General features: G+C 64.1%; 20 protein-coding genes and 1 other RNA gene. 11 read left to right on the top strand and 10 right to left on the bottom strand.

Annotated features, from left to right (window positions below; genetic code table 11):
* Positions 1-72 precede the first annotated feature (72 nt).
* Both B015_RS0103425 and B015_RS0103420 read left to right on the top strand, forming a co-directional pair.
* Positions 73-1,137, top strand: coding sequence for an LLM class flavin-dependent oxidoreductase (locus tag B015_RS0103425; protein WP_018426262.1), 1,065 nt, complete (start codon positions 73-75; stop codon positions 1,135-1,137).
* 118 nt (positions 1,138-1,255) lie between these two features.
* Entirely contained in the window at positions 1,256-2,257 is a 1,002-nt protein-coding gene (locus tag B015_RS0103420; protein ID WP_018426261.1) for an LLM class flavin-dependent oxidoreductase, read from the top strand.
* Positions 2,258-2,287: 30 nt separating this feature from the next.
* Here the strand turns inward: B015_RS0103420 and B015_RS0103415 are convergent, their stop codons facing one another.
* The 3 genes from B015_RS0103415 to B015_RS0103405 all read right to left on the bottom strand — a co-directional run bounded on the left by B015_RS0103415 (position 2,288) and on the right by B015_RS0103405 (position 5,016).
* Positions 2,288-3,589 carry a lytic murein transglycosylase gene (locus B015_RS0103415; RefSeq protein WP_018426260.1) on the bottom strand — a complete coding sequence of 434 codons (1,302 nt, stop codon included), beginning with the start codon at positions 3,587-3,589 and terminating at the stop codon, positions 2,288-2,290.
* A 25-nt stretch (positions 3,590-3,614) separates the two neighbouring features.
* Entirely contained in the window at positions 3,615-4,220 is a 606-nt protein-coding gene (gene recR / locus B015_RS0103410; RefSeq protein ID WP_018426259.1) for a recombination mediator RecR, read from the bottom strand.
* Between the two features lie 100 nt (positions 4,221-4,320).
* Positions 4,321-5,016, bottom strand: a complete 696-nt coding sequence (locus B015_RS0103405; protein ID WP_245262116.1) for a cell wall hydrolase — start codon at positions 5,014-5,016, stop codon at positions 4,321-4,323.
* Positions 5,017-5,218: 202 nt separating this feature from the next.
* Between B015_RS0103405 and B015_RS0103400 the strand changes: the two genes are divergently transcribed.
* Positions 5,219-6,259, top strand: a complete 1,041-nt coding sequence (locus B015_RS0103400) for a zinc-dependent alcohol dehydrogenase family protein (RefSeq protein ID WP_018426257.1) — start codon at positions 5,219-5,221, stop codon at positions 6,257-6,259.
* A gap of 33 nt (positions 6,260-6,292) precedes the next feature.
* Here B015_RS0103400 and B015_RS0103395 read toward each other — a convergent pair whose 3' ends face one another.
* From B015_RS0103395 to B015_RS0103380, 5 genes are all read right to left on the bottom strand, one after another.
* A complete protein-coding gene (locus B015_RS0103395; protein ID WP_018426256.1) occupies positions 6,293-7,216 on the bottom strand; it encodes a LysR substrate-binding domain-containing protein in 924 nt (307 codons plus the stop codon).
* Between the two features lie 307 nt (positions 7,217-7,523).
* On the bottom strand, positions 7,524-7,847 hold the full coding sequence (locus B015_RS0103390) for a YbaB/EbfC family nucleoid-associated protein (RefSeq protein ID WP_018426255.1): 324 nt from the start codon (positions 7,845-7,847) through the stop codon (positions 7,524-7,526).
* Between the two features lie 18 nt (positions 7,848-7,865).
* A complete protein-coding gene (locus tag B015_RS0103385; RefSeq protein ID WP_018426254.1) occupies positions 7,866-9,695 on the bottom strand; it encodes a DNA polymerase III subunit gamma/tau in 1,830 nt (609 codons plus the stop codon).
* A gap of 122 nt (positions 9,696-9,817) precedes the next feature.
* An RNA gene (gene ffs, locus B015_RS32430) (signal recognition particle sRNA small type) lies at positions 9,818-9,914 on the bottom strand.
* Between the two features lie 75 nt (positions 9,915-9,989).
* Positions 9,990-10,430 carry a DUF1772 domain-containing protein gene (locus tag B015_RS0103380; RefSeq protein ID WP_018426253.1) on the bottom strand — a complete coding sequence of 147 codons (441 nt, stop codon included), beginning with the start codon at positions 10,428-10,430 and terminating at the stop codon, positions 9,990-9,992.
* A gap of 137 nt (positions 10,431-10,567) precedes the next feature.
* On the opposite strand from B015_RS0103380, the gene B015_RS0103375 reads away from it, so the two are divergent.
* Both B015_RS0103375 and nudC read left to right on the top strand, forming a co-directional pair.
* Positions 10,568-10,987 carry an HIT family protein gene (locus B015_RS0103375; protein ID WP_018426252.1) on the top strand — a complete coding sequence of 140 codons (420 nt, stop codon included), beginning with the start codon at positions 10,568-10,570 and terminating at the stop codon, positions 10,985-10,987.
* Positions 10,988-11,011: 24 nt separating this feature from the next.
* Positions 11,012-11,953: an NAD(+) diphosphatase gene (nudC, locus tag B015_RS0103370; RefSeq protein WP_018426251.1), complete on the top strand. Its 942-nt coding sequence runs from the start codon at positions 11,012-11,014 to the stop codon at positions 11,951-11,953.
* A gap of 17 nt (positions 11,954-11,970) precedes the next feature.
* Here nudC and B015_RS0103365 read toward each other — a convergent pair whose 3' ends face one another.
* A complete protein-coding gene (locus B015_RS0103365) occupies positions 11,971-12,834 on the bottom strand; it encodes a prephenate dehydratase (RefSeq protein ID WP_018426250.1) in 864 nt (287 codons plus the stop codon).
* 16 nt (positions 12,835-12,850) lie between these two features.
* A complete protein-coding gene (locus B015_RS0103360; RefSeq protein ID WP_026226835.1) occupies positions 12,851-13,579 on the bottom strand; it encodes a 3-deoxy-manno-octulosonate cytidylyltransferase in 729 nt (242 codons plus the stop codon).
* A gap of 199 nt (positions 13,580-13,778) precedes the next feature.
* On the opposite strand from B015_RS0103360, the gene B015_RS0103355 reads away from it, so the two are divergent.
* The 6 genes from B015_RS0103355 to B015_RS0103330 all read left to right on the top strand — a co-directional run bounded on the left by B015_RS0103355 (position 13,779) and on the right by B015_RS0103330 (position 22,331).
* The gene (locus B015_RS0103355) at positions 13,779-14,495 is read left to right on the top strand and encodes a cytochrome c family protein (RefSeq protein ID WP_018426248.1); all 717 of its coding nucleotides are present in this window, start codon (positions 13,779-13,781) and stop codon (positions 14,493-14,495) included.
* Between the two features lie 153 nt (positions 14,496-14,648).
* Positions 14,649-16,541, top strand: coding sequence for an extracellular solute-binding protein (locus tag B015_RS0103350; protein ID WP_018426247.1), 1,893 nt, complete (start codon positions 14,649-14,651; stop codon positions 16,539-16,541).
* Positions 16,538-18,409 carry an extracellular solute-binding protein gene (locus B015_RS0103345; protein ID WP_018426246.1) on the top strand — a complete coding sequence of 624 codons (1,872 nt, stop codon included), beginning with the start codon at positions 16,538-16,540 and terminating at the stop codon, positions 18,407-18,409. The genes B015_RS0103350 and B015_RS0103345 overlap by 4 nt, the downstream gene beginning before the upstream one ends.
* A 45-nt stretch (positions 18,410-18,454) precedes the next feature.
* Positions 18,455-19,561 (top strand): microcin C ABC transporter permease YejB, encoded by a 1,107-nt coding sequence (locus tag B015_RS0103340; protein ID WP_018426245.1) that lies wholly within the window; start codon positions 18,455-18,457, stop codon positions 19,559-19,561.
* Positions 19,561-20,703 carry an ABC transporter permease gene (locus B015_RS0103335; protein WP_018426244.1) on the top strand — a complete coding sequence of 381 codons (1,143 nt, stop codon included), beginning with the start codon at positions 19,561-19,563 and terminating at the stop codon, positions 20,701-20,703. Before B015_RS0103340 ends, B015_RS0103335 begins: the two co-directional genes overlap by 1 nt.
* Positions 20,700-22,331, top strand: coding sequence for an ABC transporter ATP-binding protein (locus tag B015_RS0103330; RefSeq protein WP_026226833.1), 1,632 nt, complete (start codon positions 20,700-20,702; stop codon positions 22,329-22,331). The genes B015_RS0103335 and B015_RS0103330 overlap by 4 nt, the downstream gene beginning before the upstream one ends.
* The last annotated feature ends 11 nt before the right edge of the window (positions 22,332-22,342 follow it).

The raw sequence follows: 22,342 nt of genomic DNA, 5'->3' as shown, positions 1-22,342 counted from the left end.
GCCTGAAGGCTGGCGGCTGCCGCACCCTATAGCTACCTGTTGACGATAAAGCAAACCCAAGGACGCAGTGTCATGGAACTCGGTCTCTACACCTTTGCCGACGTCAGCCCCGAAGCCGGCCCCGGCGCCATCGCGCCGCACCAGCGGCTGCGCAATCTGATCGAAGAGATCGAATTGGCCGATCAGGTCGGCCTCGACGTGTTCGGCCTCGGCGAACACCACCGGCCCGATTATGCCGCCTCGGCCCCCGCAGTGGCACTTGCCGCCGGAGCCGAGCGTTCCAAGCGCATCAGGCTGACCAGTGCAGTGACGGTGCTTTCGTCGGACGATCCGGTGCGCGTGTTCCAGCAGTTCGCCACCCTCGACCAGCTCTCCGGCGGCCGCGCCGAGATCATGGCCGGGCGCGGCTCGTTCATCGAATCCTTCCCGCTGTTCGGCTACAATCTTGAGGATTATGACGACCTCTTCGCCGAAAAGCTCGACCTTCTGCTCGCCCTGCGCGACAGCGAACGCGTGACCTGGCAGGGCACCCATCGCGCGCCAATCAACGACCGCGGCGTCTATCCCCGCCCCTATCAGGACAAGCTGCCGATCTGGATCGCCATCGGCGGTACACCGCAGTCGGCGGCGCGCGCCGGCGTGCTCGGCCTGCCTTTGGCGCTTGCCATCATCGGCGGCGAGCCGGCCCGTTTCGCGCCGCTGTTCGATCTTTACCGGGAGGCTGCGCGCCGTGGCGGCCAGGACGTCACCAAGCTCGCCACCAGCATCAACGTGCATGGCTTCATCGGCGAGACCACCGAACAGGCGGCCGACGACTTCTACCAGCCACAGGCCGAAGTGATGAACCGCATCGGCCGCGAGCGTGGCTGGGGCCCGACGTCAAGGGCGCATTTCGACCAGTCGCGCGGCCCAAAGGGCGCACTGTTCGTCGGCAGTCCGGAAGTGGTGGCCGAAAAGATCGTCGCCCAGCACAAGCTGTTCAAGAACGACCGCTTCCTGCTGCAGATGGCGATCGGCATCATGCCGCACGCCAAGATCATGAAGGCGATCGAACTCTACGGCACCAAGGTGGCCCCATTGGTGCGCAAGGAACTGGCCGCCTCGCAGCCGGTGGAGCACACCGCGCCGGCAGCCTGACGCATCCGGCCAAGGCGGTCGAAAACGGCTGGACCAAAACTTACCTTCAACGGGAAGGTTTGTGGATGACCCCAGCGCTTCCTATATCCGGCGGGACAAATCCCGCCGGAGCCGCATCATGACCACCCTTTCCGTGCTCGACCTTTCGCCCGTCACCGAAGGCAGCACCGCCGCCCAGTCGCTCAAGAACACGCTCGACCTCGCCCGCCACGCCGAAAAACTCGGCTTCCACCGCTACTGGCTGGCCGAGCACCACAACATGGCCGGCATCGCCAGTGCCGCGACCTCCGTGGTGATCGCCCATGTCGCAGCCGGCACCAGCACCATCCGCGTCGGTGCCGGCGGCATCATGCTTCCCAATCATGCGCCGCTTGTGATTGCGGAGCAGTTCGGCACGCTGGCAGCTCTGCATCCTGGCCGCATCGACCTCGGCATCGGCCGCGCGCCCGGCACGGACATGCTGACCGCACGGGCGCTCAGGCGAAACCTCGAAGCAAGCGTGGACAACTTCCCTCAGGACGTTGTCGAACTGATGGGCTATTTCGAGCCAGCGACGTCTGACCAGCGCCTGCGCGCCGTGCCCGGCGAGGGCGAGCAGGTCGAGGTCTGGGTGCTGGGCTCCAGCCTCTACGGCGCCCAACTCGCGGCCATGCTTGGCCTTCCCTACGCCTTCGCCTCGCATTTCGCGCCGACCGAACTCGACCACGCGATCGAGATCTACCGCTCGCGCTTCCAGCCGTCGGAGAGGCTGTCCAAGCCGTATGTCATGGCCGGTATCAACATCGTTGCTGCCGACAGCGATGCGGAAGCGAAGCTGTTGTTCAGCTCGGTGCAGCAGGCTTTCGTCAACCTGCGCAGCGGCCGGCCCGGCCGCCTGCCCGCCCCCGTCGAAGGCTACGAGCGCGATCTCGACCCGATGTCGCGCCAGATGCTGTCTCAGACCTTGTCCTGCGCCATCGTCGGCTCAGCCGAAACCGTCCAGCGCGGCGTCGAGGCATTCATTGCCCGAACCGGTGCCGACGAGCTGATGGTGACGGCGCAAGTGTTCGACCATCAGGCACGCAAGCGCTCGTATGAGATCCTGGCGGAAGTCGGCGCCGGGTTGGCGAAGGCGGCTTAGCCACCCTTCCCCCACAAGGGGAGAAGGAAACTACCGCATCGCCTCGACGATGCCCTTGTCGGGAAAACACGTCGCCGGCCGGCCGTTCTTCGCCTGCCAGTCGCCGATCGAGCGGCGGGTCTTGAAGCCGGGCAGTCCGTCGGCACCGCCGACGTCGTAGCCGAGCTTTTGAAGCCCACGCTGCATGGTAGCGACGTCGGAGCGGTAGAGCCCGTCGACTTTGCCCCAGCTGCCCGAAAAACGCCTGTCGCCGCCGGAAATCCGGTCGGCACCGTGGCCGATGAACAGCGCGTAGACGTCGCTCTCGTTGTATTCCTTGAGCACGTAAAAATTGGGCGTGACGATGAAGGCAGGCCCGTTGCGCCCCGCCGGCATCATCAGAAAGCCTTCGGCACGCATCTCGCTTTGCGGGAACGGCTTGCCGCCGGTGCGGGTGATGCCCATGGCGGCCCAATCGGAAATCTTCTTGCCCTTATCGGGGCCTTCCAGCGCGCAGGTGACGTTGTCGGGCACCGACACCTCAAAACCCCAGTCGCGGCCCTTCACCCAACCATAGTGGACGAGATAGTTGGCGATGGAGGCCAGCGTGTCGGGCGTGGAGTTCCAGATGTCGGCGCGGCCGTCGCCGTCGAAATCGACGGCATGCTGCAAAAATGACGTCGGCAGGAACTGCGGCTGGCCGAGCGCGCCGGCCCAGGACGAGCGCATGTCCTTGCGGCTGACCATGCCGCGTTGGACCATTTCGAGGCCGGCCAGCAGCTCCTTGCGGAACATGTCCTTGCGGGTGGCAAGGAAAGCCTTGGTGCCCAGAACCTCGAAGGCATCGTAAGGCATCTTGGCTGCGCCAAAGCCGGATTCGCGGCCCCAGATCGCCAGCACCACGCCACCGGGCACGCCGAAGCGCTTCTCGATTGCGGCAAGCGTCTTTGCATTGGCGCCGGCGCGGGTGCGGCCGCCTGCGGTGACCGCGCCAAGGGTCTTTTCGGCGAAATAGTTGCCCGGCGATCCGAACTCGGCCTGATGCTGCTTTTTCGGGGTCTGCGGCTTCTCGCCCGGCAGAACCAGATCAGGCAGCTTGAGATTGGGCGAAACACCCTGGAACGCCGCGTCGAAGGTCGCCTTCGAAATCCCCTTGGCCTTGGCCTCCGGCCAAAGATCCTTGGCGAGCCAGGCTTGGAACTGGTCGTCGATGGGGGCGGCGGATGCGGGGGCGGCGAACGTGATGAGTGCTACGGCAAGGGCGGCCAGAACTGAGAGTTTGCGTTCCTTCGCCCCCCCCTCTGGCCAGAGGGGGGGGCGAAGGGACGAAAGCCGTGCAGAAAGTCTGTTCATCCAACCTCCCTGCAAGCCAATTGCGTCAAAAGGCTGTCCGCGACTTGAGCGCTGCCGCCAACGTTCCCTCATCTAGATAGTCGAGTTCGCCGCCGACGGGCACGCCATGCGCCAGCCTGGTCACCTTGACGTCGAAGCCGGAGAGCTGGTCGGTCAGGTAGTGCGCCGTCGTCTGGCCTTCGACAGTTGCGTTGACGGCGAGGATGATCTCGCTCACGCCGCCCTCAGCGACACGGGTGACAAGCTGCTTGATGGTCAGCTGGTCCGGACCGACACCGTCGAGTGGCGACAGCGTGCCGCCAAGCACATGGAAGCGCGCATTCATGGCTGCTGCCCGCTCCAGCGCCCAAAGGTCGGACACGTCCTCGACGACGATGATGGTCGACGGGTCGCGCCGTGGATCGGTGCAGATCATGCAGGGATCGCAGGTGTCGACATTGCCGCAGGTCGAGCAGACGCGAACCTTGTCGACGGCCTCGCCCATGGCAGCAGCCAGCGGTGCCAGCAGCTGCTCCTTCTTCTTGATCAGGTGCAGGGCTGCGCGCCGTGCCGAACGCGGCCCCAGTCCCGGCACCTTGGCGAGGAGCTGGATCAGGCGTTCGATCTCGGGACCGGCGATTCTCTTGGACATGTGAGGGGTATAAAGCGACTGGTGAATAGTGAGTAGCGAATAGTGAAGAAGCACGGCCGCCGCCGGGGCACACCCCTACTCACTATTCGCTATTCCCTGTTCACTCATTCATCGGCCGGTCCTGCGCAGCGATCAGCGCGCCAATGGCGTCGGCCTGCTTGGGGCTCGCCTCAAACGACATGGCGCTGGCCAGAGATGCATCGGTCGCCGCCGAGGCGACGGTGACGGGGCTGTTGTCGTTGATGCCGGGCAATGTTTGCTGGTCGGCTGAAGCGACGAGCATTTCCTGCTGATCGGGCGCACCCGGGAACGGTTTCCTGCGGCTGCGCTTCTCGTAGAAGGCGTTGCCGCCGGCAACAGTGGTGTAATGCATGTTCTTGTAGGGGAACTTCAGGCCCGCGGTGTGGAAGAACATGACGCTGGGCGTAACCTTTGGGTGGCGCTCGCCCTTGAGCACGGCGTCCGCCGCAGCCTGCACGTCCGGCAGTGCTGCGGAATTCATCGGCTTGGACAGCACCCCGGGCGCGAACTGGCCCTTCTGGCCGACGACGCCGCATACGCTGTCGCCATACTCGCCCGATTTCAGGCGGTTCATGACAACCGAGCCGACAGCCACAAGGCCATCGCGGCTCGAGCGATTGGATTCGAAGAACATGGCCCTGGCCAGGCATTCCTTGTCCTTGGCGCTGTAGCCATAGGACCTGACCGAGCTGGTTGTGACCCCGTCAGTCAACTTGCTTGTGGTGCAGCCGGACACGACAAACGGGGATGCGACGACGCCGACCAAAATCGGCATCTTCCATCTCATGGCGATCAAAAGCGCCCCTCTCCAAAGCCCGCCACGAACCCCGGAATGAGGCTAGAATCCCGCATTTTCGGGCAAAAAGATGGCCAAGCGCCGGGTGGCCGCCTGTCAGGGCTCGCGAAGGCCGGTCGCCGTGGTCTAGGATCGCCGGCAACGGCCGTGCAAAATGGCAGGCGAAACGGGAAATCGCGCAATGAAAGCAGTGCTTTTCGAGCAGTTCGGCCAGGCGCCCAGCGTCCAGCGGGTCGCCGATCCGACGCCGGCATCCGGCGGCGTGGTCATCAAGGTCGAGGCCTCCGGGCTCTGCCGCAGCGACTGGCATGGCTGGATGGGACACGATCCGGACATCGTTTTGCCGCATGTGCCTGGCCACGAGCTCGCGGGCATCGTCGTGGCGGCGGGGCCGCTGGTCACGCGCTGGAAGGCCGGCGACCGGGTGACGGTGCCGTTCGTCGGCGGTTGCGGCCGCTGCTTCGAATGCACCTCGGGCAACCACCAGGTCTGCGAGCACCAGTTCCAGCCCGGCTTCACCGCCTGGGGCTCGTTCGCCGAACATGTCGCCGTCGACTTCGCCGATACCAACCTGGTGCGACTGCCCGACAGCATGGATTTCGTCACGGCAGCCAGCCTCGGCTGCCGCTTCGTCACCTCGTTCCGGGCGGTCATCGATCAAGGCCGGGTCAAGCCGGGTGAATGGGTGGCAGTCCATGGCTGCGGCGGCGTCGGCCTGTCGGCCATCATGATCGCGGCGGCAGCCGGGGCGAATGTCATTGCCATCGATCTCTCCGATGACAAGCTCGACTTCGCCCGCAGGATGGGCGCGGTGGCCGCCATCAACGCTGCGCGCGAGACCGACGTGGTCGGCGCGGTGCGGGAACTCACTGCCGGCGGCGCGCATCTTTCGCTCGACGCGCTCGGCCACCCCGCCACCTGCTACAACTCGATCGCCAATCTCCGGCGCCGCGGCCGCCATGTCCAGGTCGGGCTGATGCTCGGCGACCACGCCGATCCGAAGATCCCGATGGGCAAGGTGATCGCCCACGAACTCGAAATCCTCGGCAGCCACGGCATGCAGGCCTTCCGCTACGAAGCGATGATGCAGATGATCGAGGTGGGCAAACTTGCCCCGCAGATGCTCATAGGCAGGCACATCGGCCTCGATGAGGTGCCTCTGGCGCTGATGGCCATGGACCGCTTCGAGGGACTGGGAATCAGCGTGGTGACGCAGTTCTAGGACCTGACGGCGCGGCAGGCTGGCCGGCAGCGCCTAGCTGTTATGCGCTGCCGACATCTCGGCGAACAGCCAAGTTCGAAACGCCAGCACCTCGGCGTCGCGTCGCCGTTCCGGGCTCACCACCAGCTGATATTGAAGATCCGAAACCGTGCTTTCCGAGAAGCAGCGCACGAGGTGTCCGGCGCGCAGGTCGGAGGCGACCAGCGAGCTTCGGACGAGAGCGAAGCCCTCACCTCCCCGGCACGCCTCCAGCATTTCCGCAAAAGTCGGGTAGCACGGTCCGCTGTCGAAATCCTCGACCGGCGCCGCCTGCAACCGGTCGTACATCTGGCCATGCCACCGCCCCCAGTCGAGGACGGTGTGACGCGCTCCGGCGTAGCGCAGCAACGGGGCTGCGGCGAGCCCGTCCTTCTCCGGCAACGTCCGGTCCAGAATCGGCGCGCAAACCACGAATTCCTCGTCGTTGGTCAGCGGCTCAGCGCCATGTTCCGCCACCGGTCCGGCCAGCCAGATCGCGACATCGACCTCATCGGCGGCGAACCGGGTCCGGCGATATTCGACCGTCACGCTCAGGTCGATATCGGGATGGGCAGCGCAGAATTGCTGCAGCCTTGGCGCCAGCCACTGCGACGAGAACTCGGGCGACGTCGACACCCTGAGCCTGCGGCTCGCGGAACTGCCTCGGCGGGCGCGCCCCAGAACATCAGACAGATTTTCAAGCAGCGAGGAGACGTCGGGCAGCAGCTCGTTGCCGAGCCTTGTCGGCAGGACGCCGGTCCTGTCGCGTGAGAAGAGAGGGGCGCCGATCCAGCCCTCGAGTTGTGCAATCTGATGGCTGACGGCGGTTTGGGTGACACCCAGGACGTCGGCTGCCTTGGTGAAGCTTTTCGCTCGCGCGACCGCGACAAACGCCCGAAGCGTCTGGAATGGAGGTATCTGACCCGGCGCAATCAGCATGAATTTTTCTCATGTATCTCGCTGAGGACACTTCATTTTACTGAACAAAAGCATGGCATGATAGTGCCCTTCATGAAAGCCATCGCCACAACCTTCATGAAGAGAATTGTTCACTACGTCAAAATTACAGTGCGCCGGCGCAAACCTCGGCGTTCTGTTCGCCCTCCATCAAGCCTATGGGAGGACATAGGGCTGCAGCCACAAGTCACCGCCCGCAGATGGCAGGAATATCTGTAGCGAACAGTCCAAAGAGAAATGGCGCCTGAAAACCAAGCGCCACTATTCCCTGTTCGCTATTCGCTCGTTTTTAGAACGGCAGCTTCATGCCGGGCGGGATCGGCAGGCCGGCGGTCAGAGCCTTGGTCTTTTCCTGCATCGCTGCCTCGACCTTGGCCTTGGCATCGTTGTGGGCGGCGACGATCAGGTCCTCGATGATCTCGCCCTCGCCTTCCTTGACCAGCGACGGGTCGATCTTCAGCGCCTTCATCTCGGACTTGCCGGTCAGCGTTACCGTCACCAGGCCGCCGCCGGCCTGGCCGGTCATCTCAAGCAGTGCGATCTCTTCCTGCATGGCCTGCATCTTGGCCTGCATTTCCTTCGCCTTGCCCATAAGGCCGAGCAGATCCTTCATGGTCTTGTCCTTTTCGTCTCAGAACGGGTCGTCATCGTCATTGTCGAACCCGATGCCCGGATCGGGCAGCGGTTCGGCGTCGGTATCCGCATCCACAGCCTCCGGCGTCGTCGGCAACCGTACGTCGATGATCTTGGCACCGGGAAAGCGCGCCAGGATCGCCGCCACTGTCGGGTCCGCCTTCGCATCGGTCAGGGCGACCTCGCGCTTGGTGGCCTCGATCTCAGCCAGCGTCGGTCCGCCCTCTTCCTTCGACAGCGACACCAGCCAATGGCGGCCTGTCCAGGCCTTGAGCTTGACCGTCAGGTCGTTGAGGAAAGTCCTGGGCGCATCGTTGGTCAGGCTGACTTCCATGTGCCCCGGCTCGATGCGGACCGGGCGCACGGCGCGGCGGATCAGCACCTTGAAGGCCATCTCGCGATTGGCCTCGGCCAGATTTGCAAGCTCGGTCATCGACCGCACCGGCACCGCGTCGACAACGGGTTCGGGCTGCGGCTGAGGCGCGGCAAAGGCCACCGGCGCGGGCGCAGCCTCGACCAGCCGCATCGCCTGGCCGCCGCCATTGGTCACCGGCATGCGCGCCTGCGACACGGCGGACGCAGCCGGACCGCCGTTGCCGCCGCCTGCCGGCATGCCGCCATTGCGCGGGCCACCTGCCGGCTGCGACGGCGCATCGCCGAGCGATCTCAACGCCTCGTCGAGGGTGGGCAGGTCGGCGGCGTGCGCCAGCCGGATCAGCACCATTTCGGCGGCACTCACGGGCCGGTTGGACGACTGCACCTCGGGAATGCCCTTGAGCAGCATCTGCCACGCGCGTGACAGCACGCGCACCGAGAGCGATTGCGCAAATTCCAGGCCGCGCTTGCGCTCGTCCTCGGACAGCGACGCATCGTCGGCTGCCGTCGGCACAAAGCGCAGGCGGGTGACGAGATGGGTGAATTCGGCAAGGTCGTTGAGCACGGCGACCGGGTCGGCGCCGGTGTCGTATTGCGCCCTGAGTTCATCGAGAGCCGCTGCGACATCGCCCTTCATGACGTTTTCGAACAGGTCGACGACGCGGGCACGATCGGCGAGGCCGAGCATGGCACGCACGGCCTCCGCCGTGACCTTGCCGGCGCCGTGGGCAATAGCCTGATCGAAGATCGACAGCGAATCGCGCGCCGAACCTTCAGCCGCGCGAGCGACCATGGCGAGCGCGTCGTCCTCGACCTCGATGCCTTCCTGGCGAGCGATGTTGGAGAGGTGGCCAACGAGCTTGCCGGCGTCGATACGGCGCAGGTCGAAGCGCTGGCAGCGCGACAGCACCGTAATCGGAACCTTGCGGATCTCGGTGGTGGCGAAGATGAACTTGACGTGGGGCGGCGGCTCCTCGAGCGTCTTCAGCAGGCCATTGAAGGCCTGCGTCGAGAGCATATGCACCTCGTCGATGATATAGACCTTGTAGCGGGCCGACACCGGGGCGTAGCGGACGCGCTCGATGATATCCCTGATGTCGTCGATACCTGTATGAGAGGCCGCGTCCATCTCGATGACATCGACATGGCGGCCTTCCATGATCGCCTGGCAGTGCTCGCCGGGAATGGTCAGGTCGACCGACGGACGGTCGATATCAGCCGTCTTGTAGTTGAGCGCACGGGCGAGGATGCGGGCTGTGGTCGTCTTGCCGACTCCACGGACGCCGGTCAGCATCCAGGCTTGCGCGATGCGGCCGGTGGCAAACGCATTCGTCAGCGTCTGGACCATCGGCTCCTGGCCGACGAGGGCCGCAAAATCTGCTGGGCGATATTTGCGCGCAAGGACGCGGTAGGCGCCGTTCTTGCTCTTATCGGTTTGTCCGGCTTCGCTCATCCGCCCCGTTCGCTCGCCTAGTGGTCCTGGCGCCCCTGCCCGACCGCCGTCGGGTCGATTCCGCGAAACGAGTTTCGCCCGCACGGCTGGACGCCGTCAATGACGCGGAGAAGGGCGAAGAGGCGGGAGGCTGGAACAATGACCCGTTCCGGGCTCGTTAGGGCTGCTTCCTTCCGGACCTGACCCGGTTGGCGAGTGGATCGTCCACCACCAACCTCCCAACCTCCATATCGGCAATTGTTCGCCCAATTGCAAGAGCCAGGCCGGCGATTGGAGGAGGTGCGCCGAACCGCCTCAGAAGCCCTGTGAATTGAGCGCCCAGAGATAGGCGACTGCCGCCGCACAGCCAAGCGCGGTGCGAACGGCATGCAAGGTGCCCCAGCGCATGATGAGAGTGCGCGAAGCCGTGCCGGCATCGTCGCTTGCTATCGCCTCGATCTGCTTGTTGGTGGGCAGGATCACCAGCAGCGTATAGGGCCAGTTGGCGAGCATCAGCAGCGCGCCGACGATCCAGCGCCAATCGGCCGAAAGCCAGACGGCGAGCAGGCCCAGCAGCCCCGACACGACAGCCAGGCTCGCTTGCATGACGAAGCCCCTAGCGTAGCTCGGCTTCCATTGCTCCAGCAGATTTTTGTCGTCGAGGCCTAGACGTGCGGGCTGTTCGGCAAAATTGATGTAGAATGCAGCACCGGCAAAGGCTGCGGCACAGGCAAGTGCGATCTGACCGGCCAACATCGCGACCTCCGTTCAGTGCATATCAGTGCATCGACACCATATCAGCATCACGGCACAGCATGGCATCGCAATCTCAATGATTCGCTTGCAGCCATTGCGGCCACGCTCTAGCTTTTGAAGAAACAAGGGAAACGCCAATGATGTCGGTGCTCAACACCGGGTTTGCGCTGGACTCGCGTCTGGACACCGACAGCGAGCCCTTGATGTGGCTCGGGTTGTGCGAGTTACGCATCATGAACGACAAGCGCTGGCCGTGGCTGATTCTGGTGCCGCAGCGCCTCGGCATCGAGGAACTGCACGACCTGACCCCGCTCGACCAGGCCATGCTGACCTTCGAGAGCAACATGGTGGCCAACGCGCTGAAACGCGTAACCGGCTGTACCAAGATCAACAGCGGCGCGCTCGGCAACATCGTGCGCCAGCTGCACTTCCACATCGTTGCCCGCTCCGAGGGCGATCCGGGTTGGCCCGGCCCTGTCTGGGGGCACGGCGTGCGCGAACCCTACCGCAGCGACGATCTCCACCGCTTCGCAGAGAGCATCAAGACTGCTCTTTAGCGCTTCATTTCACAGAGTTCTCAAATGCCCTTCAGCCTGTCCAACGCACCCGAACGGGAGGCGAGCCAGTTCATCGGCTTTGCCGGCAACCTCATCGACCGCCAGTCGGAGAAGCGCAGCGACGATTCCGCCCGGCTGGCGCTCGCCGAGCCCGCAACGCGCCTGCTTCTGGTTGCCTCCAGCCGGCTGGTCATCGACTTCGCCAATGATATGGCAAATCCCTACTTTCAATTGGCCACGGCAAGGATGCTGGGCGGTCGGCTGGACGATGCGGTACTGCTCGGCCGCACGGACGGCACAGCGACGCTCGCGGTGCCTGTCGGCATCGAACCGGACAGCGTGCCTGCACCGCTGAAGTCGGTCGATTTCCGCTCCGTGGTGACGCAGGCCATCGTCGACGAGGCAGCGCTTGGCGCGCTGGCACAGGGGGCTGCCCTGCTCGCCTGGCACGCCAGCCACCGTTTCTGCGGCCGTTGCGGCGCGCCTTCAGAGATGCGGGCGGGCGGCTACAAGCGGGTCTGCACCGCCTGTGCCACCGAACATTTCCCGCGCACCGATCCGGTGGCGATCATGCTGACGGTTGCGGGCGACAAGTGCCTGCTCGGCCGCAGCCGCCATTTCCAGCCCAACATGTATTCGGCGCTGGCCGGTTTCATCGAGCCCGGCGAGACGATCGAGGCCGCGGTACGCCGCGAAACCTTCGAGGAAGCGGGCATCCGCCTCGGCCGTGTCGTCTACCACGCCAGCCAGCCCTGGCCATTCCCCTATTCGCTGATGATCGGCTGCTACGGCGAGGCGCTGAACGAGGATATCGTCGCCGACACCGACGAACTCGAGGACTGCCGCTGGTTTTCGCGCGAGGAAGTCCTACAGATGCTCTCTGGCATCCATCCGGGCGAACTGAGGGTGCCGCCGCGCCACGCCATCGCCCATCACCTCATCCGCGCCTGGGCGGACGAGGCTTAGAGAGCGCGGAAGACCGGTCAGTCGGCGACCTTCCATTCGTCGCGGGAATCGCTCGCCGGGTAAACGCCGAGGATGCGCACTTCGCGCGAGAAGAAGCGCAGCTCCTCCAGCGCATGCGCAACGCCAGCATCATCAGGGTGGCCCTCGATGTCGGCATAAAACAGCGTCGCGGTGAAGGCGCCCAGTTGGTAGCTCTCCAGCTTGGTCATGTTGACGCCATTGGTGGCGAAACCGCCCATCGCCTTGTAGAGCGCGGCCGGCACGTTGCGGACGCGGAAGATGAAGGTCGTCATCATCTTGGCATCAGGGCTCGGACGTTCGACCCACTGCTTGTTCTTGGTCAGCACCACGAAGCGGGTAACGTTGGTGTCGGTGTCCTCGACATTCTCTTCAAGCATGTCGAGGCCGTAGAGCGAGGCGGCGAGACGCGGCGCAAGGGCCGCCATCGTCCGGTCCTTGACCTCAGACACCAGCTTGGCGGCGCCGGCGGTGTCGCCCGCCACGACCGGCTTCCAGCCGTTCTTGCGGATGTATTTGCGGCACTGGCCGAGCGCATGGATGTGGCTATGCACAGTCTTGATCTCCGAGCGCTGCACGCCCGGCAGGACCATCAGCTGGAAATGGATCGGCAGAAAATATTCGCCGACGATGTGCAGCTTCGATTCCGGCAAGAGATGATGAATGTCGGCGACGCGACCGGCGATCGTGTTCTCGATCGGGATCATCGCCAGGTCGGCCTTGCCGGTCTCCACCGCATTGAAAGCGTCCTCGAAGGTCGCGCAGGGCAGCGGCTCCATGTCGGGAAACATGTTGCGGCAGGCTGTGTCGGAATTGGCGCCCGGCTCGCCCTGGAAGGAGATCTTGTTGGTCGTCGTCGGCATGGCTGGCCTGTCTTTTCTATTTTGAAAGAAGTTCGCGGGCGCGCTCGAGATGTTCGGGCGTGTCGACGCCGAGCGGCACGGTGTCGACGATCTCGACGTCGATGCGCATGCCCGCCTCCAGCGCCCGCAATTGCTCCAGCTTCTCGCGCTTTTCGAGCGGCGACGGGCTGAGACTGACGAAGCGTTCGAGTGCGGCGCGGCGGTAAACATAGAGCCCGACGTGGTGGTAGAGCGGGCCGTCGCCCCACGGTGCCGTGGCGCGGGTAAAGTAGAGTGCCCTCATGCGCTCGGCCGACAACGGCGAGCCGATGATCTTGGGTACGTTCGGATCGACCTTTTCCTCCTGGCGCGTGATCTCCACGCCAAGCGTCGAGATGTCGACGACAGCGTTCTCCAGCGGCCTCAGCGCCGCCTGGATAATACCTGGATCGATGGTCGGCAGGTCACCCTGGACATTGACGATGGTCTCGACCTCACTCTTGGGATCGAGCTTGGTCAGCGCCTCGAAGATGCGGTCGGAGCCCGACTCATGGTCGGCTCGGGTCATCACCGCCTCGAAGCCTTGCGCCCTCACTGCCTCGGCGACGGCCTCGGTGTCGGTGGCGACCACGACACGGCCGAGACCGCTTTCTGTGGCGCGCGCTGCAACATGGACGATCATCGGGCGGCCGGCGATATCGGCGAGCGGCTTGCCCGGCAAGCGCGTAGAGGCCATTCTGGCGGGGATCAGGACAAGGGTGGACATTGATTGGTCGGCTGTCTCGAAGGCTGCTGGAAAGTGTCAAAAAGTCTCACTGGAAGCGCCCTTATATGTGTTGCAACCGGCAAGCAAAAGACCTAGTTTCCGCGCGATTTGACCCGGTCCGGCCGGGCTATAGACATTACCGACGCACGGCAGCGGTCGCAGAGGACAGCGAGCTGTCGGATAAGGGAGCCAGGGGCGTATGGACTCATTCGAAATGAACAAGGTGCTCGGCGGTCTGCTGGGCACGGCCTTCGTGGTCTTCTCGATCTCGCTGGTGTCGGATGCGATCTTCGCGTCGCCGGTTCCGGAAAAGCCGGGCTTCACCATCGAAGCGGCCGAAGAGGCCGGTGCTGGCGCCGGTGGCGGCGAAGCTGCCGCGGCGGCCGTGCCGATCGCCCAGCTGCTGGCCAGCGCCAACGCCGAGGCGGGCGCTGCCGTCTTCAAGAAGTGCACCGCCTGCCACTCCATCGAGAAGGGCGGCCCCAACAAGGTCGGCCCGGACCTCTGGGGCGTCGTCAATCGTCCGATGGCCTCGCATGAAGGTTTCGCCTATTCGGGCGGCATGAAGGAATTCTCGCAGGGCAGCACGGTTGTCTGGGACTTCGAGCACCTCAACCACTTCCTGACCTCGCCCAAGGCCTACATCAAGGGCACCGCGATGGGCTTCGCCGGCATCAAGAAGGATGACGAGCGCGCCAACCTGATCGCCTACCTGAACTCGCAGTCGGACAGCCCGGCTCCGCTCCCGGCCCCGGGCGCTGCTCCGGCTGCGACGCCTGCCGCCGCTCCGGCGGAAGGTACAGCTCCCGCGCCTGCCGGCGCCGCCCCGGCCCCAGCCGAAGGTGCAGCACCTGCTGCGCCGGCAAATGGCGAGGCCAAGCCTGCCGAGGGCGCGGCTCCGGCGACGTCCCACTGAACAAATTGTCATCGAAGCATCTTGAAAAAGCCGGGTTCAGCCCGGCTTTTTTGTTATGTTCGGCAAACAAGCGACGACAATCGTCGGGCCCGCAGTTTCCATGCGCGGCGAATGAATTAGAGTGTCGCCAGATAACGATCCAAGGGGAGCTCCATGAAGGCATGCCTGAACAGGACAATCGCAGCAGCCGGCATGGCGGCTGTGCTTCTTTCGGGCGCCTGGATGCCGGCACATGCCGAGGACGGCGAGTGGCACACGAGTTCGGCGCTGATCGGCGCCTCGAAATATGGCGACGACTTCAAGCAGTATGACTACGTCAATCCGAATGCGCCCAAGGGCGGCACGCTAAATACGACGACATCAGGCACCTTCGACAGCTTCAATCCCTACATCGTGCCCGGCAATCCGGCAGCGGGCTTCGCCGGCTTCGGCGGCGGCCTTTTGTACGACACGCTGATGGAGCAGTCGGTCGACGAAGGCAGCGTCAGTCATCCGCTCGTCGCCGATGCCTACAAGTTCCCTGCGGACTTTTCCTCGGCGACCTATCGTCTCGACCCGCGCGCCAAATGGCATGACGGACAGCCAATCACCGTCGACGACGTCATCTGGTCGTTCAAGACGCTGAAGGCCAACAGCCCGCTCTACAACAAGTACTACGCCAATGTGACCGAGGCGGTCGCCACCGGCGAACGCGAGGTGACGTTCCATTTCGACCAGAAGGGCAACCGCGAGCTGCCCAAGATCATGGGCGACCTCGTGGTCCTGCCCAAGCACTGGTGGGAGGGCACCGACGCTTCAGGCAAGAAGCGCGACATCACCCGCCCGACGCAGGAACCGCCGCTCGGCTCGGCCGCCTACAAGATTTCGAGCTTCAAGCCGGGCTCGGAGATCGTCTGGGAGCGCGTGCCCGATTATTGGGGCGCGCAACTGCCGGTGAAGGTCGGCCGCGAGAACTTCGACAAGCGGCGCTACATCTATTTCCTCGACGACAATGCCGCCTGGCAGGCATTCACCAAGGGTGGTTTCCAGGATGTCCGCGCCGAGTCGAGCGCAAAACGCTGGGCGACCGAATATACATTCCCGGCCTTCCAGGCTGGCGACGTCACCAAGGTCGAGTATGCGACGACGTCGGGGCAGCCGATGCAGGCCTATGTGATGAACTCGCGCCGGCCGCAGTTCCAGGATCCGCGCGTGCGCAAGGCGCTCACCATGGCCTTCGATTTCGAGACCATGAACCGCAACATCTTCTTTGGCGCCTACAAGCGTACCGATAGCTACTTCGAAGGCGGCGAGCTTGCCTCCAGCGGCATCCCGCAAGGCAAGGAACTCGAGATACTCGAGCCCTTCCGCGACAAGCTGCCGCCAGAACTGTTCACCCAGGAATTCAAGCTGCCGCTCTACGACACGCCGCAGGCAGGCCGCGAAAACCTGCGCGGCGCCGTTCAGTTGTTCAAGGAAGCCGGCTGGGTGAACCGCGGCGGCAAGATGGTCAATGAAAAGACCGGCGAGCAGTTCACCATCGAGTTCCTCGGTAACGACCCCATCGACGAACGCGTGGCAACGCCGTTTATCGACAGCCTGCGCCGCCTAGGCATCGACGCGACGTTGCGTATCATCGACGAGAGCCAGTACATCAACCGTACCCGCTCGTTCGATTTCGACATGCTGGCGCTGTCGGGCTTCCAGCAGTCGCAGTCGCCCGGAAACGAGCAGCGCGACTTCTTCAGCTCCAAGGCCGCCGACACGCCCGGATCGCGCAACCTCGCCGGCATCAAGGACCCGGTCGTCGATGCGCTCGTCGAACGCGTCATCTTCGCTACCGACCGCGACGACCTGCTGGCCGCCACCCATGCGCTCGACCGGGTTCTCCTGTGGAACTACTACATGGTCCCGCAGTGGCACCTGGGGAAAGTGCGCATCGCCTACTGGAACAAATTCGGCATTCCCGAGAAGCAGCCAAGCTACATTGGCGTGGACCTCGATTCCTGGTGGATCGACAAGGACAAGGAAGCGGCGCTGGCCGCCAAGTACAAGGGCGTCAATTGAACACGCGCCTTCCCCGCAGGGAATTCCTGGCACTGGGCGCGGCGGCCATCGCCGCCCCGCTCATCCCGAGCCGCGTCTTCGCCGCAAGTCCGACCGGCACCGGCCTGCACGGGCTGTCCGCCTTCGGCGACCTGAAATACGGCCCTGATTTCACTCACTTCGACTTCGTCAATCTCGACGCGCCCAAGGGCGGCACGTTCAACTTCTCACCCGCCTACTGGTACTTCAACCAGAGCCCGCTCACCTTCAACACGCTCAACACCTTCGTTGCCCGCGGCGACGCGCCGCCGCGCATGGAAATGTGCTTCGATTCCCTGATGGTGCGGGCGATCGACGAGCCCGACGCGATCTATGGCCTTTTGGCGCAATCGGTAAAGATCTCCGACGACCGCAACAGCTTCGACTTCGCGCTGAGGCCCGAGGCGTGCTTCAATGACGGCACGCCGTTCACCGCCGAAGACGCCGCCTCCGCCTTCGATCTGTTCAAGAAGGACGGGCATCCCAGCCTGCTCCTGCCGCTCAGCCACCTAAAGGAGGCCAAGGCACTCGACCCGCACACGCTTCGGCTCAGCTTCGACGGCAAGCAGTCGGACCGCACCATCCTCGACATCGCCACCTATCCGATACCGGCCAAGGCCTTCTTCGAAACCAACCCCTTCGACGCTTCGCAGATGAAAGCGCCGCTCGGCTCCGGTCCCTACAAGGTCGGCCGCGTCTTTGCCGGCCAGGCGATCGAATATGAGCGCGTCGCCGATTATTGGGCCAGCGACCTGCCCGTCAGTCGCGGGCTCTACAATTTCGACCGCATTCGCATCGAATTCTACCAGGACCGGCAGGCGGCCTTCGAAGCCTTCAAGAAGGGTGACATCTTTTTCCGCCAGGAGTTCACCTCGCGCATCTGGGCCACCGGTTACGACTTCCCCGCCTTCACCTCGGGCAAGGTGGTGAAGCGGGAGTTTCCGAGCGAAAAGCGGCCGTCGATGCAGGCCCTGGCGGTCAACCAGCGGCGCGAACGCTTCCGCGATCCCCGCGTGCGGCGCGCCATTGCGCTGTGCTTCGACTTCGAATGGACCAACCGCAATCTCTTCTATGACGCTTACCAGCGCTCGCAGTCGACCTTCGAGCGATCGGACTTCCGCGCCGAAGGCCTGCCCTCGCCTGCCGAGCTGGCGCTGCTCGAACCCCTGCGCGGCAAGATCCCCGACGAAGCCTTCGGCGAAGCCTTGGTGCAGCCGGCCTCCGATGGCTCAGGCCGCGACCGAAAGATGCTTGCCACGGCCTCGCGGCTGCTGGCGGACGCCGGCTGGAGCCGCCAGGGCGGTAGCCTGCGCAACGCCAGGGGCGAGGCACTGACCCTTGAAATGCTGGTCGACGACGACAGTTTTGTCCGGGTCTTCTCGCCATGGGTCGAGAACATGAAGGCCATCGGCATAGACGCCTCGGTACGCATGGTCGATTCGACCCAGTACCAGGCGCGGCAGACGAGTTTCGACTACGACGCCATATCGGCTGCGGCATCGTTTTCTGCGACGCCGAGCCGCGACGAGATCGACGGGCTGTTCCACTCACGCTCGGCCAACCTGCAGGGCTCGACCAATCTTCCGGGCACCGCTGATCCCGCCATCGATGCGCTCATCGACGCGGTCGGGGCGGCCGGCGACCGGGCGGCGCTGATAGCGGCAATGCGTGCGCTCGACCGGGTCTTGCGCGCCCGGCTAGACTGGATTCCAAATTGGTTTTCGGCGAATCACCGAGCCGCCTTCTGGGACATGTTCGGCTACAAGGAGCCGAAGCCGGACTTCGGCTTTCCCGTCGAGGCCATGTGGTGGTTCGACAAGGACAAGGCTGCACGTATTGGCAAGACCTGAAATGACTGCTCCTGAAGCCCCGTTTGCACATGGGAGCATCGCCTGATGGGCGCCTATATCCTCCGGCGCATCCTTCTGATGATCCCGACGCTGATCGGCATCATGGCAATCTCGTTCGCCGTCATCCAGTTCGCGCCCGGCGGACCGGTCGAACAGGTCATCGCCAAGCTGACCGGCCAGGGCGGCGACGCCGGCGACCGTCTGTCGGGTGGCGGCGGCGACGTCGGCGGCCACACCAATTTCGACGTTGCCGGCGGCGAGACCACGTCCAAGTATCGCGGCGCGCAGGGGCTGGACCCCGAATTCATCGCCAAGCTCGAAAAGCAGTTCGGCTTCGACAAGCCGCCGCTCGAACGCTTCGGCATGATGATGTGGAACTACATCCGCTTCGATTTCGGCGACAGCTACTTCCGCGACATCTCGGTGATCGACCTGATCCTGGAGAAGATGCCGGTGTCGATCTCGCTCGGCATCTGGATCACGCTGTTGTCCTACCTGATCTCGATTCCGCTCGGCATCCGCAAGGCGGTGAAGGACGGTTCCACCTTCGACATCTGGACCAGCGGCGTCGTCATCGTCGGCTACGCCATCCCCGCCTTCCTGTTTGCCATCCTGTTGATGGTGCTGTTTGCCGGCGGCTCGTTCTTCGACTGGTTCCCGCTGCGCGGCCTGACGTCGGAGAACTTCAGCCAGCTGTCGCTGGGCGGCAAGATCCTCGACTATCTCTGGCACGTCACGCTGCCGCTCACCGCACTCGTGCTGTCGGCCTTTGCCACCACGACGCTGCTGACCAAGAATTCGTTCCTCGACGAAATCCGCAAGCAATATGTCGTCACCGCCCGCGCCAAAGGCCTGTCCGAGCGGCAAGTGCTTTACGGCCACGTGTTCCGCAACGCGATGCTGATCGTGATCGCCGGCTTTCCGGGCGCCTTCATCTCGGCCTTCTTCACCGGCTCGCTTTTGATCGAAAACATCTTCTCGCTCGACGGCCTCGGTCTGCTCGGCTTCCGTTCGGTGCTCGACCGCGACTATCCTGTCGTCTTCGCCAATCTCTACATCTTCTCCCTGATGGGCCTGTTCGTCAGCCTGATCTCTGACCTCACCTATACCTGGATCGATCCCCGCATCGACTTCGAGCGGAGGGACGTCTGATGTCCGCGACCGACACGATGACACCGCCGGCAAAGCGGGCCTGGCTCTCGCCGCTCAACAAGCGTCGCTGGCACAGTTTCAAGGCCAACAAGCGCGGCTACTGGTCGCTGTGGATCTTCCTCGTCCTGTTCGTGCTGTCGCTGTTCTCGGAACTCATTGCCAACGACCGGCCGCTTCTGATCCGCTTCAAGGGCGAATTCTTCTCGCCCATCGTCAGTGACTATCCGGAGGAGACGTTCCTCGGCGCGGACGGCTTCCTGCCGATCACCGACTACCGCATGGCCGTGGTGCAGGAGGCGATATCTGCCGATGGCTGGGCGATATGGCCGCCGATCCGATATTCCTACCGTACCACCAACAACGAGATTCCCGAGGCAGCACCGGCAAAGCCATCCTGGCTGTACCCCAAGGAGGTGCGCTGCCAGCGGTACCCGCAGGGCGTGGACGACCCCAACTGCACCGTCGGCAACTGGAACTGGCTCGGTACGGACGACCAGGCCCGCGACGTGCTGGCCCGCGTCATCTATGGCTTCCGCATCTCGGTGCTGTTCGGCCTGACGCTGACGCTGGGCTCGGCGGTGGTCGGCGTGACGGCCGGTGCCATGCAGGGCTATTTTGGCGGCTGGACGGACCTTCTGTTCCAACGCTTCATCGAAATCTGGTCGGCGATCCCAGTGCTCTATCTGCTGCTGATCGTGTCCGCCATCCTACCACCGGGCTTCTTCATCCTGCTCGGACTGATGCTGATATTCTCCTGGGTGGCGCTGGTGGGCGTGGTGCGCGCCGAATTCCTGCGCGCCCGCAACTTCGAATATGTGAATGCGGCGCGCGCGCTCGGCGTACCCAACCGGACGATCATGCTCCGCCACCTTCTGCCCAACGCGATGGTGGCGACATTGACCTTCCTGCCCTTCATACTCAACGGCTCGATCTCGACGCTGACCTCGCTCGATTTCCTCGGCTTCGGCCTGCCGCCCGGTTCGGCCTCGCTCGGCGAGTTGCTCAAGCAGGGGCAGCGCAACCTCAATGCACCGTGGCTCGGCCTGTCAGGCTTCGTGGTCATCTCGCTGATGCTGTCGCTGCTCATCTTTGCCGGTGAAGCGGTGCGCGACGCCTTCGATCCGAGGAAGACATTCAAGTGAGTATGTCCCCTCTCCTTTCCGTCCAGGACCTGACAGTCGCCTTCGCCCAGGGCGGTACGACGACTGTCGCCGTCGACAACATCTCGTTCGACATCGCCAAGGGCGAGACCGTGGCGCTGGTCGGCGAATCCGGCTCGGGCAAATCGGTCTCCGCACTTTCGGTGCTGAAGCTGCTGCCCTACCCGCCGGCGAGCCACCCATCTGGCCGCATCATGTTTGGCGGCCAGGATCTGCTCGCCCTGAACGAGAATGCGTTGCGCAAGGTGCGCGGCAACAAGATCACCATGATCTTCCAGGAGCCGATGACCTCGCTCAATCCGCTGCACACCATCGAGCGGCAGATCGTCGAAGTGTTGTCCCTGCACCAGGGCATGGGCGACAAGCAGGCGAAGGCCCGCACGCTCGAACTGCTCGAAGAGGTCGGCATCCGCGACCCTAGGAAGCGACTCGAGGCCTTCCCGCATCAGCTTTCGGGCGGGCAGCGCCAGCGCGTGATGATCGCGATGGCGCTCGCCAACGAGCCGGAGCTTCTGATCGCCGACGAGCCGACGACGGCGCTCGACGTCACCGTGCAGGCACAGATCCTCGAACTGCTCGCCAAGCTCAAGGCCCGCAAGGGCATGTCGATGCTGTTCATCACCCACGACCTCGGCATCGTCCGCCGCATTGCCGACCGCGTCTGCGTGATGACGCGCGGCAAGATCGTGGAAACGGGTCCAACGAAGGAGATCTTCGCCCACCCGCAGCACAGCTACACCAAGCACCTTCTGGCGGCCGAGCCGAAGGGCAAGCCGCCGGAGACGAATACCGGGGCGCAGACGGTCATGTCCGGCTCCGACGTAAAGGTCTGGTTCCCGATCAAGCAGGGCTTCTTCCGCAAGACGGTCGACCATGTGAAGGCCGTCGACGGCATCGACATTGCGGTCCGCGCCGGCCAGACAGTCGGCGTCGTCGGCGAATCCGGCTCGGGTAAGACCACGCTCGGCCTCGCACTGGCGCGGATGATCTCGTCGCAAGGCAAGATCGACTTCAACGGCCGCGAGATCGACAAGCTCAGTTTCAACGCCATGCGGCCGCTCCGGCGCGAGCTCCAGATCGTCTTCCAGGACCCGTTCGGCTCGCTCAGCCCACGCATGGCCGTGGCCGACATCATCGAGGAAGGCCTTAAGATCCACGAGCCCGGCCTCAACGCCGCGGCGCGCGACAAGGCGGTCGTCGACGTGCTGCGCGAGGTCGGCCTCGACCCCGAGACGCGCTTCCGCTACCCGCATGAATTCTCCGGCGGCCAGCGCCAGCGCATAGCCATAGCCCGCGCCATGGTGCTCAAGCCGCGCTTCGTCATGCTGGACGAACCGACGTCGGCGCTCGACATGAGCGTGCAGGCGCAGGTGGTCGATCTTCTGCGCAACCTGCAGGCCAAGCATGACCTCGCCTATCTGTTCATCAGCCACGATCTCAAGGTCGTGCGCGCGCTGGCCAACGAGGTCATCGTCATGCGCAACGGCAAGGTTGTGGAAACGGGCACGTCCGAGCAGATTTTCGAGCGCCCGCAAACCGATTACACTAGGGCGCTGATCTCGGCGGCGTTCAAGATCGAAACAGCGCCGTCGGGCGTGGTCAGCGAATAGCAGGACATTCA

The organism is Hoeflea sp. 108 (genome assembly GCF_000372965.1).
Classification (GTDB): Bacteria; Pseudomonadota; Alphaproteobacteria; order Rhizobiales; family Rhizobiaceae; genus Aminobacter.
Note: the sequence above shows the minus strand (reverse complement) of the source record. Positions and strands in the feature narration are given on the sequence as shown.

Excerpts from the sequence above, each read along its gene's own strand:
- B015_RS0103420 (WP_018426261.1), top strand. The coding sequence starts at position 1,256 with ATGACCACCCTTTCCGTGCTCGACCTTTCGCCCGTCACCGAAGGCAGC.
- B015_RS0103355 (WP_018426248.1), top strand. The coding sequence starts at position 13,779 with ATGGACTCATTCGAAATGAACAAGGTGCTCGGCGGTCTGCTGGGCACG.
- B015_RS0103390 (WP_018426255.1), bottom strand. The coding sequence starts at position 7,847 with ATGAAGGATCTGCTCGGCCTTATGGGCAAGGCGAAGGAAATGCAGGCC.
- B015_RS0103350 (WP_018426247.1), top strand. The coding sequence starts at position 14,649 with ATGAAGGCATGCCTGAACAGGACAATCGCAGCAGCCGGCATGGCGGCT.
- B015_RS0103375 (WP_018426252.1), top strand. The coding sequence starts at position 10,568 with ATGATGTCGGTGCTCAACACCGGGTTTGCGCTGGACTCGCGTCTGGAC.
- B015_RS0103425 (WP_018426262.1), top strand. The coding sequence starts at position 73 with ATGGAACTCGGTCTCTACACCTTTGCCGACGTCAGCCCCGAAGCCGGC.
- B015_RS0103415 (WP_018426260.1), bottom strand. The coding sequence starts at position 3,589 with ATGAACAGACTTTCTGCACGGCTTTCGTCCCTTCGCCCCCCCCTCTGG.
- B015_RS0103385 (WP_018426254.1), bottom strand. The coding sequence starts at position 9,695 with ATGAGCGAAGCCGGACAAACCGATAAGAGCAAGAACGGCGCCTACCGC.
- nudC (WP_018426251.1), top strand. The coding sequence starts at position 11,012 with ATGCCCTTCAGCCTGTCCAACGCACCCGAACGGGAGGCGAGCCAGTTC.
- B015_RS0103335 (WP_018426244.1), top strand. The coding sequence starts at position 19,561 with ATGTCCGCGACCGACACGATGACACCGCCGGCAAAGCGGGCCTGGCTC.
- B015_RS0103360 (WP_026226835.1), bottom strand. The coding sequence starts at position 13,579 with ATGTCCACCCTTGTCCTGATCCCCGCCAGAATGGCCTCTACGCGCTTG.
- B015_RS0103405 (WP_245262116.1), bottom strand. The coding sequence starts at position 5,016 with ATGCCGATTTTGGTCGGCGTCGTCGCATCCCCGTTTGTCGTGTCCGGC.
- B015_RS0103400 (WP_018426257.1), top strand. The coding sequence starts at position 5,219 with ATGAAAGCAGTGCTTTTCGAGCAGTTCGGCCAGGCGCCCAGCGTCCAG.
- B015_RS0103395 (WP_018426256.1), bottom strand. The coding sequence starts at position 7,216 with ATGCTGATTGCGCCGGGTCAGATACCTCCATTCCAGACGCTTCGGGCG.
- B015_RS0103340 (WP_018426245.1), top strand. The coding sequence starts at position 18,455 with ATGGGCGCCTATATCCTCCGGCGCATCCTTCTGATGATCCCGACGCTG.
- recR (WP_018426259.1), bottom strand. The coding sequence starts at position 4,220 with ATGTCCAAGAGAATCGCCGGTCCCGAGATCGAACGCCTGATCCAGCTC.
- B015_RS0103380 (WP_018426253.1), bottom strand. The coding sequence starts at position 10,430 with ATGTTGGCCGGTCAGATCGCACTTGCCTGTGCCGCAGCCTTTGCCGGT.
- B015_RS0103365 (WP_018426250.1), bottom strand. The coding sequence starts at position 12,834 with ATGCCGACGACGACCAACAAGATCTCCTTCCAGGGCGAGCCGGGCGCC.